Origin of the sequence: Flavobacterium sp. 9R (assembly GCF_902506345.1) — a bacterium.
Classification (GTDB): Bacteria; Bacteroidota; Bacteroidia; order Flavobacteriales; family Flavobacteriaceae; genus Flavobacterium.
Window position 1 is genome coordinate 438,443 of record NZ_LR733413.1, and the last position, 12,907, is coordinate 451,349.

Here is a 12,907-nt window from a genome sequence, read left to right on the forward strand (position 1 = left end):
ATTACAATGAAAAAGTATCTTTTTTTTACGATAGTAACCGTATTTGTTATGACACTTACAGTTACCTCTTGTTCGGATGAATTTGTAGATCGTTCTCCTGCTTACTCAATAGACTCGGAAAATTATTTTAATTCTAAAGACGATTATGACAAAGCACTTGTAGCCGCTTACGATTTATTACAATCATCTTATGTGAATGTTTTGTTGGGTGAAATTGCCTCAGATAACACACTTGCCGGTGGAGAAAGTCCAACTGATGTGATAGGTTTTCAACAAATAGACGATATGATTCATACGCCCGTAAATAGTAATTTACGTGATTTATGGAACTGGATGTTTGCTGGGGTTCAAAGAGCCAATTACATTTTGGAATTCAAAGACAAAACCGATTTTTCAGGCAAAAACCAGATCATTGCAGAAGCTCGTTTCTTACGTGCTTACTACCAATTTGAATTGGTAAAATGGTTTGGAGGTATTCCGATGAAAGGTGATGCTCGCTTTAAAGTTGGTGATGAGAAAACAATCAAAAGAGCTACAATCCAAGAAGTATATGCTTCTATTGAAGCGGATTTGATTTATGCTTCGGCAAATTTAGCTGCTGTTCCTTCTCAAAAAGGACGCGCTACCAAAGGTGCTGCACAAGCTTTACTAGGAAAAGCGTATTTGTATCAAAACAAATACACTCAGGCAGCAAGTACTTTAGAGAGTTTGATTACGTCTAATACTTATTCTTTAGTTACAGACTATAATTCCATTTTTGAAGAAGCTGGTGAAAACAATGCAGAATCTGTTTTTGAAGTACAATATACAGATATTGAAGGAGCTGGATTTGGATGTTTACAATGTAGTGAAGGGAATGTAGCAGTTGGGTTTAATGGTATTAGAAACTATTCAGGTAGTGTTTTTTCTCCTGGATTTAGTTTTAATGTTCCAACAAAAGAAGCGGCCAATGCTTTCGAAATTGGTGACCGAAGAAAAGATGTAGCTATACTAGACATCGAGGCTTGGGCAACTAGTACTAGCGCTACTTTTGGTAAAGGAAATGAACATACTGGGTATTTCAATAGAAAATATTTACCAAGAAAAAGAAGTGCTAATGCAGCGGGAGATTTGAATTTGACCAATCCTAACAACTACAGAGCGATTCGTTATGCCGATGTACTATTAATGGCTGCCGAAGCTTACAGCCGTGGTGGAATTGATGATGCCAAAGCTAGATTGTATTTGAATCAAGTACGTCGTCGTGCTTTTGGCGATACCAATCACGACATTACAGCTTCTGGAGCAGCTTTGACAGATTTTATTTTGGCAGAAAGAAGAGTAGAACTTTTGGGTGAAGGACATCGTTTCTTTGACTTGGTTAGAACTGGTAAAGCAGCTGGAAAAATTCCAGGATTTACTGCTGGTAAAAACGAATTATTCCCTTTACCTATTGAAGAAATTCAATTTTCAAACGGAAATTGGCAACAAAACCCTGGATACTAAAATATAAAAAACGATGAAAAAAATAGTTTATATACTAAGCATGTTAGCGCTTATTTTGATAGTAAGTTGTACTAACGAAAATGACCTTATAGATGTAAGCAGTGTTGGAGCTCCAGCAAATATATCCGCTTTAACAACGGTTACTCAAGACAATACTGGAAAAGTAACTTTCTTGCCAAGAGGAGAAGGGGTTACTCGATATGAAATTTTTTACGGAGACGGAACAACAACTCCAGGATATGTTTCTCCAGGTGGTACTGTAGATCACATCTACAAAGAAGGGGTGTATGACGCCAAAATTGTGGGAACTACCATTGACGGAAAAAGAACAGAAGTAATCCAAAAAGTAGTAGTAGCTTTTAGAGCACCAGAAAACCTTGTGGTTACTATCGAAAATGATTTGACGGTTTCTAAAAAAGTTACAGTAAAAGCGACGGCAGATTTTGCTTTGTTTTATGATGTATATTTTGGTGAAGCAGGAAAACCAGATCCAATTTCGGTAAACAATGGTGAATCGGTTTCTTATACGTACCAAGCTGCAGGAGTTTATAAAATCCGTGTGGTTTCTAAAAGTGCTGCTATAAAAACTACAGAATATTCAACAGACTTTACAGTTACGGTAGTAAATAAACCAAGTGCCTCAGCACCTACGCCTCCTAACAGACAAGCTGGAGATGTAATCTCTCTTTACGGTTCAAAATACACCAATGTTGCAGGAACAAATTTCTTCCCAGATTGGGGACAAGGAGGTCAAGGTAGTAGTTGGGCTGAGTTTGATTTGAATGGAGACAAGATGCTAAACTACATTAATTTGAGTTATCAAGGAATTGCTTTGGCTGACGGAACAACAATCAACGTATCAGGAATGGAGTACATTCATATGGATGTTTGGACTGCCGATTTGGAAAAAATTGAAACCTCATTGATTAGTAAAACCAATGGTGAAAAACCAGTAGTGAAAGATCTTGTAGCGAATCAATGGACAAGTATTGATATTCCAATTTCAGCATTTACAAGCCAAGGATTGACGGTAGCTGATATTTTTCAATTGAAATTTGTTGGAACGCCATGGGCAAAAGGCTCAGTATTCATAGATAACATTTACTTCTATAAATCTCCAACACAAACTATTCAAATGCCAATCGATTTTGAAGCCAGTATAACTTATGCTTGGAGTGGGTTTGGAGCTTCAGATTTTGGTGCGATTCCAGCATCGGTAGTCAATAATCCAGATAAAACAGGAGCAAATGTGTCTAACAAAGTAGTTAAAATAGATAAACCCTCAGGAGCACAAGTATGGGCTGGAGCTAGTTTAAATCTTGACTCTACAGTAGATTTTACAAAAGGAACCAAAGTAAAAGTGACTGTTTGGTCGCCTAAAGTTGGTGCTAAGATTTTATTCAAAATGGAAGATTCTACTTCTCCTAAAGATGGTAACGGAAATCCAACAATTTTTGTAGAGGTTGAAGCGACTACTACAGTTGCAAATTCATGGCAAGTATTAACGTTTGATCTTACCTCTTTCGGTGCATTTAGCACGTCCAATAAATACGACAGAGTGATTTTATTCCCTGATTTTGGTGTGAATGGAACTGGTGCTACTTATTATTTTGATGATATCAAACAATCCAACTAAAACTATTCAAAAATGAAAAATATTTTAAAATATATAACAGCTGCCTTTTTACTGCTACTTATGGTAAATTGTCAGGACGATAATGTAGAGTTCGGCTCTTTGGATGCTCCTACAAATTTAGCGGTAAAAGTAGATATCGTAGGTAAGTCTGCTACTGCTCCCAACGGAGATGGATCAGGAAAAGTGCTTTTTACAGCCACTGCTGATAATGCGATTTCTTACAAATACATTTTTAGTGATGGAACTTCTCAAAATGCCCCAAGTGGTATTTTTGAAAAAGGCTTTGCAAAACCAGGAACAAATACTTATACCGTAACTGTTTTGGCAAGTGGAAAAGGGGGAATCACTACTAATACTACTGTTGAAGTTACCGTTTTTAGTAATTTCAAAGATGAAGAGGCTATTAAATTTTTAACAGGTGGTTCTTCGAAAAAATGGTATTGGTCACAATCAGAAGTAGGTCATCTAGGCGTGGGACCAAATACTTCGCATACGGATGCCAATTTTGGAACCCAAAATTATTACCCAGCTTTCTATGGTGCAGCGGCTAATGAAAAAGCATCTACTTGTTTGTATAACAGCGTGATGACTTTCTCTGTTGCAGGCGATCAATTGAAATTTAATTTAGACAATAAGGGACAAACATATTATAACGGTGCTTTTATTGGCGGAGGTGATGATGCTTGTAGAGATTTAGATACGAGTGGACTAAAAACGGTTATTTTGAGTCCATCAGAATCATTTGTTAGCAAAAATCCAAATGCAGCTACGCAAACACGCGGAACAGTGATGAATTTTTCAGATAATGGATTTATGGGATATTATATAGGTAGTAGTTCCTATGAAATTTTATCAATTACTGAAAATCGTATGGTGGTAAGAGCGGTAATGGGTGGCAATGCATTTTTGGCATGGTACCATATTTTTACTACAACTCCACCAGGACAAGCCACTGGACCAACAGATTATACTAATCTTGTTTGGTCAGATGAATTCAATACCGATGGTGCTCCAGATGCAACCAAATGGGGGTATGATTTAGGAGCTGGCGGTTGGGGTAATAATGAATCTCAAACGTATACCAATAGTGCTACAAATGTTGTTGTTCAAGGTGGAATGCTGAAAATCACAGCTAAGAAAGAAGGTTCTACTTATACTTCAGCTCGTTTAAAATCTGAAGATAAATATGAATTCACTTATGGTAAAGTTGAATTTAGAGCCAAGTTACCTTCTGGTGGGGGAACATGGCCTGCGGTTTGGTCTTTGGGACAAGATTATAAAACAAATTCTTGGCCTGCTTGTGGTGAAATCGATTTTATGGAACATGTAGGCAATGCGCAAAATGTAATTCATGGAACGTTGCATTACCCAGGAAATTCTGGTGGAAATGGAAACACTGGTAGTACTACAATTGCCAATGCATCAACAGAATTTCATGTGTATAAAACCATTTGGACTCCATCGTCAATAAAGTTTTATGTAGATGATAAATTATTTCATTCTTTTGCAAACAACAACACAGTGCCGTTCAATAAAGACTTTTTCTTGATAATGAATGTGGCTATGGGTGGGAACTTTGGTGGAGCAATTGATCCAGCATTTACGCAATCTACTATGGAAGTGGATTACATTAGAGTATACCAATAATTTATAAACTAAACCAATAGAAGATTGATTCACAATCAATCTTCTATTTTTTAATAGCGAGCTTATGATACTCACAAAGAAAAAACAACTTGTAATGGCCTTAGTTATTGCAGGTCTAAACCTCGGTTCTATAACTGCTCAAACTAAACCCGTTGCTTCGGCAGTTAGTTTAGATAAAAAAGTTACTTCTTTATTAAAGAAAATGACTTTAGAGGAAAAAGTGGGACAGCTAAACCAATACAATGGTTTTTGGGATGTTACGGGTCCTTCACCAAAAGAAGGTCAAGCCGCTAAAAAATATGAAAATTTAAAGAAAGGATTAGTAGGCTCGATGCTCAATGTAAAAGGAGTAAAAGAAGTTCGAACGCTACAAAAAATTGCCGTAGAACAAACTCGATTGGGTATTCCTTTATTATTTGGTTTTGACGTAATTCACGGGTATAAGACCATTAGTCCCATTCCGTTGGCAGAATCGGCGAGTTGGGACTTAAAAGCCATTCAGCAATCGGCAGCTATGGCTGCAGAAGAAGCTGGGGCTGTTGGAATCAACTGGACGTTTGCACCAATGGTAGATGTTTCTCGAGATGCACGTTGGGGTAGAGTGATGGAAGGTGCTGGCGAAGACCCATATCTTGGAAGTTTGATTGCCAAAGCTAGAGTAGTTGGTTTCCAAGGAGATTTTAGTAGCAATAAAAACATTTTGGCTTGTGCTAAACATTTTGCTGGTTATGCTTTTGCAGAAGCTGGTAGAGATTATAACACAGTCGATATTGGTGAATCTACTTTACAAAATGTAGTTTTTCCACCTTTTAAGGCTGCGGTCGATGCTGGCGTAAGAACCTTTATGAATTCTTTCAACGAATTGGATGGAATTCCTGCAACAGGTAATGCCTATTTGCAGCGAAAAATCCTAAAAGGAGATTGGGGATTTCAAGGCTTTATGGTGTCTGACTGGGGTTCTATTATGGAAATGCAAGCGCACGGTTATGCAAAAGATTTAAAACACGCTGCCGAGTTGGCTATAAATGCGGGTTCTGATATGGATATGGAATCTAGTGCTTACGTAGAGCATTTGGTTCAGCTTGTTCGCGAAGGAAAAGTAAAAGAAAGCACCATCGATGAAGCTGTAAAACGTATTTTGAGAACCAAATTTGTTTTAGGCTTATTTGATAATCCATATAAATATTGCAACGAGGAATATGAAAAAGCGACTGTAGGTAAACCTGAATTCCATCAACAGGTTTTAGAAATGGCTAAAAAATCAATTGTATTGTTGAAAAACAAAGATGAGATTTTACCACTTAAGAAATCAGGTCAAAAAATAGCGTTAATTGGTGCACTTGCAGCAGATAAAACTAGTCCATTGGGTAGTTGGCGTATTGCAGCCGATGACAATACCGCAGTTTCTGTTTTAGAAGGATTACAAGCTTACAAAGACAATCAGTTGACCTATGCAAAAGGCGCCGATGTAGCTTTAGGAGAACCAAAGTTTGTTTTTGAAACCAAAATCAATATTACAGACAAAAGCGGTTTTGAAGAGGCAATTACTGCTGCCAAAAATGCGGATATCGTGGTAATGGTTCTTGGAGAACACGGTTTGCAATCTGGCGAAGGACGCAGTAGAACTGATATTGGTTTGCCAGGCGTGCAACAAGAAGTACTTGAGGCGGTTTATGCCGTAAATCCAAAAATTGTTTTAGTCTTAAATAATGGTCGTCCGCTGGCTTTGCCTTGGGCTGACGAACATATTCCAGCGATTGTTGAAGCTTGGCAATTAGGAACACAAAGCGGTAACGCAATTGCTCAAGTGTTATATGGCGATTACAATCCTAGTGGAAAATTACCTATGACCTTTCCTAGAAATGTAGCTCAAGTTCCTATTTACTATAATCATAAAAATACAGGAAGACCATCCTCAAATGAGCCAGAGAGTGTTTTTTGGTCGCATTATATCGATGAAAAAAACACGCCTCTTTATCCTTTTGGTTACGGGTTGAGTTATTCCAAATTTGACTATTCAGATTTGAAATTATCGTCACCTTCATTTAAAACGAATGGTAAAATCGAAGTTTCAGTTACGGTTACCAATTCTGGTAAAGTGGCTGGTAAAGAAGTGGTTCAAATGTATATCAGGGATTTATTTGCTAGTGTTACACGACCTGTTTTAGAATTGAAAGGATTTGAAATGATAGAGTTACAGCCCAATGAATCCAAAAAAGTAGTTTTTACGATTGATGAAAAAACAATCGAGTTCTATACTGCCAATGCAAAATGGGAAGCTGAAGCTGGCGATTTCAAAGTATTTGTAGGCGGAAGTTCTGCACAAACATTACAGGCAGATTTTCAATTTGCCCAATAATAAAGGAGTTAGTAGTTGGTTTAACTTGTATTTCGTTTTCATTACTGCTGCAAGATGAATTAATTTTTAATGGTGTTTTTTTTTACTTCGAACGTATACTCTTTAATGAGGATACCTGAAAAAAATTAGAAATACAAGTTTAAATCAACGCTTTATATTTTATGATTTGCCCTCTCTCTGGGTAAAACAATAACGAATTAATTTTTAGAGATGAAAAAGTATATAATACTAATACTAGGAGTGGTGAGTTTTAGTTTTGCTCAGCAAACGCAACGAAAACTAGTCTGGGAAGAAAATTTTAACGGAAAAACTCTAGACGAAAAAGTCTGGAATATTGAAATTGGTGATGGGTGTCCTAACTGCGGTTGGGGAAACAATGAACGACAATTGTACACCGATTCGAATCACGCGATAGAAAAGGGGAATTTGGTAATTAAAGCCAAAAAAGAAGGCAATAAATACACTTCAACTAGAATCAATACCAAAAGCAAAAAGGAGTTCCAATACGGTCGATTTGAGATTAGAGCCAAATTACCTGTGGCCAATGGTTTATGGCCTGCCTTTTGGATGCTGGGTTCTAACTTCAAAGAAGCAGGTTGGCCAAAATGTGGTGAGATTGATATTTTAGAATACGTAGGCCGTGAACCACACGTTATTTTTAATTCATTGCATACACAAGACAGTCACGGAAATACCATAAATACTAAGAAAACTACCATTCCAGATATCGAGAAAGGCTTTCATTTGTATGCTATCGATTGGGATAAAGACAAAATTGCTTTCTATGTAGACAATCAATTAACTTACACTTTTCAACCCAAAGAAAAGAATGAAAACACTTGGCCCTACAATCAACCGTTTTATTTCCTTGCCAATTTGGCGATTGGAGGTAATTTTGGTGGACAAATAGTAGACGATGCGGCACTACCTGATTATTTTTATATTGATTATATCAAAGTATATCAATAAATCAGTTTTTAAACGAATAACTTTCTCCAAAAACAAGTTATATAAAAGAATGCTGAACAAGAAAAGCCTGGTCTTATTTTTAAGAATTCAGGCTTTTTTCTATTATTTATTTAACGATAGTGCTTAATTTTTGCGCTTTTTATTTGTTTATTAAGATAAAAATTTGTTAAATTTGGCCATTAACTAACCAAAACTAATAAAGCCTATAGTTCAAAATTACTTTTTAGAGAATTTCCCCAAATTTAAAACTAAACTAAAAGGTAAGACTATGGCTGGTAAACAATTCACCGACGCGTATTTAGTTCAAGAGTATGTTTCTGGTAACGAAAAGGCACTAGAACTATTAATCAAACGCCACGAATCCAAAATCTTCGGATTCATTTATTCTAAAATTCCAGATCGTGATGTAGCGAATGATATCTTCCAAGATACATTCATCAAAGTAATTCGTACCTTAAAATCAACCTCTTATAACGAAGAAGGCAAGTTTTTACCTTGGGTAATGCGTATTGCCCACAATCTCATTATTGATCATTTTAGAAAAAACAAAAAAATGCCACTCTACAGAGAAACCGAAGATTTTTCCATTTTCTCTGTAATGTCTGATGATTCATTAACTATCGAAAACCAATTGATCGCTTCTCAAGTCGAAATAGACCTTCGTCGCATCATAAACGAATTACCTGATGATCAAAAAGAAGTGGTAATGATGCGTATGTACCAAGATATGAGTTTCAAGGAAATCTCAGAGGTGACAGGGGTTAGCATCAATACCGCCTTAGGAAGAATGCGATATGCTTTGCTTAATTTGAGAAAAGTTATCGACAAACATCAAATTATTTTAACGAATTGATACTAAAAGGTAAGATTTGCCGTTGTACATTGATTATCAGTCTAATCACTAATTATATTCATTGTATATGGCCAAAATTTACTCTAAAAAAAATGCAGTTTCAAAAGAATTAAAACCAAAAAAAGAAGTAGTTTCTTTTCTTTTGAATTATTCCAAAACATTAACTGTCCTAAAAACAAAGACTAGCAGTTTTGAAATTATATCCAATTAGGAATTGCATCAGCACTTTTTTAGCACTTCACTAAAAAAAGCAAGCCCAAAATCATTCTCGATTTTGGGCTTTTTTATATTTTTTTCCGAGTTATTTACTTTCCTTTATAATAGTCGTCAATAACAGATTTTCGACCAATGGTTTTGGTGATGATATCTTTCTCGATATCCCAACCTCTCGCAGGCGAATATTCTCTGCCATACCAAATAATTTGCAGGTGCAAGTCGTTCCAAAGCTCTTCAGGAAACAATCGCTTGGCATCTTTTTCAGTCTGAACTACGTTTTTTCCGTTCGTTAAATTCCAGCGATACATCAACCTATGAATGTGCGTGTCAACCGGAAAAGCAGGTACACCAAAAGCTTGGGACATCACTACACTAGCCGTTTTGTGTCCCACAGCAGGCAATTCCTCTAGCGCTTCAAAACTCTGTGGCACTTGACCATTATGCTTCTCAATTAAAATCTCAGACAAACCATAAATTCCTTTTGATTTCATAGGCGACAAACCACACGGACGAATGATTTCTTTAATCTCCTCTACCGATAATTTCACCATATCATAAGGATTATCCGCTTTGGCAAATAGCAGCGGTGTAATTTGGTTTACCCGCACATCTGTGCACTGTGCTGAAAGCAAAACAGCGACCAATAAAGTGTACGGATCCTTATGATCTAAGGGAATCGGAATCGTTGGGTAGAATTCTTTTAACGTATTTATAACAAATGTTACGCGCTCCTGTTTGGTCATTTTACTACTTTTATAAAAGGTAAAAATAGCCTATTTTTTATAATGTGCCTAATCCAGCTGTACGTTACAAGTCCTCCTTCAAAACTGTATTTTTCTAAGACAAAAAAGGAGCTTCCGTTGGTCGCTCTTTTTTATCAAGAAAAAATAACAGTTTTTCAGTACGGGCTTTCCACTACCATCTGGGGCATAACGCATTTCTTTAACGATTACGAATAGCTAAAACAAACCATAAATCAGAAGGCAGAAAGTAGAAGTCATCAACAACAACTTTAAACTTTTAACAATAAACAATCAACAACAAACCACAAAAAACAACCTTAAACTTTAAACAATAAACCACAAACCATAAAAAAGTTATGACCACATTACAAAAAGGAGACCAAGCTCCATCATTTTCAGGAGTTGATCAAGACGGAAAAACACATCAATTAGCAGACTATGCAGGAAAGAAACTAGTCGTTTTTTTCTACCCAAAAGCGAGCACGCCAGGTTGTACTGCCGAGGCTTGTGATTTAAGAGACAATTACGCCCGATTTGAAGCACAAAACTATGCGTTACTTGGTGTTAGTGCCGATAGTGCCAAAGCGCAAGCCAAGTTCAAAGACAAATACGAATTTCCATTCCCATTATTGGCTGACGAAGACAAATCTGTTATCCAAGCCTTTGGGGTTTGGGGACCTAAAAAGTTTATGGGAAAAGAATATGATGGGATTCACCGTACCACTTTTGTTATTGATGAAAAAGGAATCATCGAGGACGTAATCACTGACGTAAAAACAAAAGTACACGCGTCACAGATTTTGAAATAACAACAAATTTAGTTGTAGTTAACAAGCCAAATGATCAGTGTCATTTGGCTTTTTGTTTTTCGTGCTTGATCGAATAGAAATCAATAAGAGTAAATAATGTTTATATTTGATAGTTACTTTAAAACTTCATTGTTTCTTAATTCTATCAGGTTATGAAAAAAGCACTATTACTTTTTACGATACTTTTATTATATACTTCAAGCTATGCTCAAAATGACAATCCAAAATATGATGCTTCTTTAGCACTACAACTTGGAGCAGATGAGTATGGAATGAAAAGCTATGTTTTTGTATTGCTAAAAACAGGCACTAATACAACGACAGATGAACAATTCATAGCGGATTGTTTTGCTGGCCATATGACGAATATTGCAAAATTGGCTAACGCTAAAAAGTTGATTGTGGCTGGGCCAATGGGTAAGAATGAAGCCAATTTGAGAGGTATTTTTATCCTGAATGTTGCCACGATTGAAGAAGCAAATCAATTATTAGAAACCGATCCAGCTATCAAGGCAAAATTATTAAGTGCCGAGGTGTTTCCTTGGTATGGTTCAGCGGCATTACCTGAATACTTGCCATATCACGATAAAGTTTGGAAAATGAACCATTAATAATACAAAAGCCAAGTCTAAACTTGGCTTTTGATGTTTATTATGCTTGTAATACTTTTTCTGGATCGTAACCAAATAAGCGTTGTTTTTTGATGATCTCTGCCACTCCAGAAGGCAACATAGGTTCCCATCCTGGTTTTCCTTGGCTAATCATTTTGAGTACTTCTCTAGAGAATACTTCTAGGATTGTTGGGTCGTAATCTGTAATATCTACCACTTTTCCGTTGAATTTAAAGAACTTGTACAATTCTTTCATTCTTGGATGTACTTTAAGATTTTCAGAGGTAATAACTTCTCCCTCTTCGCCAAGCATTGGATATAAGAATACTTTCATATCACGATAGAATAATTTACCAAATGCTTCAAGAATTCCACCACTCAAGTGACGGTAGTATTTCTCGTCGAAGATATCAACCAAGTTGTTAACCCCCATCGCTAATCCCATACGGGCTTTGGTATAATTAGCAAAATATTCTACCACTTTGTAATACTCTTGGAAATTAGAGATCATTACGGTTTGACCCAAAGAACATAGCAACTCGGCTCTATCCATAAAATCTCTCTCGTCAATCTCACCATCTGAACGTAAATTCGATAGCGTAATTTCAAAAATTACTTGGGTATTTTCTTTTTCTACTTTGTTTTCCTCCAAGAACATTTTTATGGAGTTTTCATACATATCCATATTTACTTTAGTAACAGGACGGAAACTACCTCTAAAAGCTAGAATATTCTTTTTGTATAAAATGGCTGCTGGCAAGATGTTTTTTCCTTCTGGATTGAACATTACCGCATCGGTCATTCCGTTTTTTACCAATTGTAAACTCATCAATCGGTTGTCAACTTCTGCAAATCGTGGCCCCGAAAAGTTGATGGTATCAATCTCTAATTGATCTTTGTCTAAGTGATCGTATAAATAGCGTAATAATTTTTTTGGATCGTTGTATTTATAAAAAGCGCCATAAATTAAATTTACCCCAAGGATACCTAAAGTTTCTTGTTGTAAACGAGAATCTGTTTCTTTAAAACGAATGTGAATGATGATTTCGTTATAGGCTTCTGCTGGATCCAATTGATAGCGTATACCTACCCAACCGTGGCCTTTGAATTGCTTTGCAAAATCGATGGTTGCTACTGTATTGGCGTAGCTAAAAAATAATTTGTTGGGGTGTTTTACTCTGCTTAAACGTTCTTCAATCAATTCTCCTTCAAAAGTCAACATCTTTTTGAGACGACTTTCGGTTACATATCGTCCATCTTCTTCGATTCCGTAAACTGCATCACTAAAATCTTTATCATAAGCCGACATTGCTTTCGCAATCGTTCCAGAAGAACCTCCTGCTCTAAAAAAATGTCTTACCGTTTCTTGTCCCGCACCAATTTCAGCAAATGTTCCGTAAATATTTTCGTTGAGATTTATTCGCAGTGCTTTATCCTTTATGGATGGTATTTGCTCAATGACTTTATCTCCCTTAAGTTTGATTTTTTTTGTATCCATTTTGAATCTAAATAGTGGTGTTTTGTGACAAAGTTAATTAATTCGATTTCGAAATGAATCATAAATAATTCTATTTTTGTA

10 protein-coding genes are annotated in these 12,907 nt (G+C 36.3%); 8 read left to right on the forward strand and 2 right to left on the reverse strand.

Annotated elements, in window-relative coordinates; all coding sequences use genetic code 11:
• Positions 1-6: 6 nt before the first annotated feature.
• From FLAVO9AF_RS01990 to FLAVO9AF_RS02015, 6 genes are all read left to right on the forward strand, one after another.
• A complete protein-coding gene (locus tag FLAVO9AF_RS01990) occupies positions 7-1,485 on the forward strand; it encodes a RagB/SusD family nutrient uptake outer membrane protein (protein ID WP_159683422.1) in 1,479 nt (492 codons plus the stop codon).
• A gap of 13 nt (positions 1,486-1,498) precedes the next feature.
• Positions 1,499-3,121 (forward strand): hypothetical protein, encoded by a 1,623-nt coding sequence (locus FLAVO9AF_RS01995; protein ID WP_159683425.1) that lies wholly within the window; start codon positions 1,499-1,501, stop codon positions 3,119-3,121.
• A gap of 12 nt (positions 3,122-3,133) precedes the next feature.
• Complete coding sequence (locus FLAVO9AF_RS02000) at positions 3,134-4,768, forward strand: family 16 glycosylhydrolase (RefSeq protein WP_159683428.1); 1,635 nt, start codon at positions 3,134-3,136, stop codon at positions 4,766-4,768.
• A gap of 64 nt (positions 4,769-4,832) precedes the next feature.
• Positions 4,833-7,127 (forward strand): beta-glucosidase BglX, encoded by a 2,295-nt coding sequence (gene bglX / locus FLAVO9AF_RS02005; RefSeq protein WP_236552260.1) that lies wholly within the window; start codon positions 4,833-4,835, stop codon positions 7,125-7,127.
• Positions 7,128-7,337: 210 nt separating this feature from the next.
• Positions 7,338-8,096, forward strand: coding sequence for a family 16 glycosylhydrolase (locus FLAVO9AF_RS02010; RefSeq protein WP_159683434.1), 759 nt, complete (start codon positions 7,338-7,340; stop codon positions 8,094-8,096).
• A gap of 268 nt (positions 8,097-8,364) precedes the next feature.
• Positions 8,365-8,949 (forward strand): RNA polymerase sigma factor, encoded by a 585-nt coding sequence (locus FLAVO9AF_RS02015; RefSeq protein ID WP_159683437.1) that lies wholly within the window; start codon positions 8,365-8,367, stop codon positions 8,947-8,949.
• A gap of 305 nt (positions 8,950-9,254) precedes the next feature.
• Here the strand turns inward: FLAVO9AF_RS02015 and nth are convergent, their stop codons facing one another.
• A complete protein-coding gene (nth, locus tag FLAVO9AF_RS02020; protein WP_159683440.1) occupies positions 9,255-9,908 on the reverse strand; it encodes an endonuclease III in 654 nt (217 codons plus the stop codon).
• Between the two features lie 356 nt (positions 9,909-10,264).
• Here nth and bcp point away from each other — a divergent pair, with 356 nt between their 5' ends.
• Entirely contained in the window at positions 10,265-10,717 is a 453-nt protein-coding gene (gene bcp, locus FLAVO9AF_RS02025) for a thioredoxin-dependent thiol peroxidase (RefSeq protein ID WP_159683445.1), read from the forward strand.
• A gap of 152 nt (positions 10,718-10,869) precedes the next feature.
• Positions 10,870-11,328, forward strand: a complete 459-nt coding sequence (locus FLAVO9AF_RS02030) for a YciI family protein (RefSeq protein ID WP_159683450.1) — start codon at positions 10,870-10,872, stop codon at positions 11,326-11,328.
• Positions 11,329-11,368: 40 nt separating this feature from the next.
• Here FLAVO9AF_RS02030 and FLAVO9AF_RS02035 read toward each other — a convergent pair whose 3' ends face one another.
• Positions 11,369-12,826, reverse strand: a complete 1,458-nt coding sequence (locus tag FLAVO9AF_RS02035; protein WP_159683455.1) for a TonB-dependent receptor — start codon at positions 12,824-12,826, stop codon at positions 11,369-11,371.
• Positions 12,827-12,907: the final 81 nt, after the last annotated feature.